Below are 287 nucleotides of genomic sequence, written 5' to 3' on the forward strand. Positions count from 1 at the left end.
ATCCCGCGGTTATGGCGGAAAAACAACTCGGTTTTCAGATCTTCTTCCAGCTGGCGGATTCTGGCCGTCACATTTGACTGCACATAGCCGAGACGCGCAGCCGCCTTTGTAATCGAACCTTCACGGGCCACCATCTGAAAAATCCGCAAATCTCCGCTCTCCATTGTCATCTCTCCCTCTTTGCTATCACTTTTTGTGATGTGAAACATCTCTAACAATCATTATACGGAAATTCAGATCTCCATTACAATAAACATATCAGCTGATGAACATAGATCGTAAGAGGA

General features: G+C 45.3%; 1 protein-coding gene. It reads right to left on the bottom strand.

The window, feature by feature from the left end:
- Positions 1 to 209: LysR family transcriptional regulator (locus tag SB679_RS23795; RefSeq protein ID WP_410704724.1), on the bottom strand; the 209-nt coding region annotated here is incomplete at its 3' end.
- Positions 210 to 287: the final 78 nt, after the last annotated feature.

It is taken from the genome of Chryseobacterium sp. SIMBA_029 (assembly GCF_046535275.1).
Lineage (GTDB): Bacteria > Bacteroidota > Bacteroidia > Flavobacteriales > Weeksellaceae > Chryseobacterium.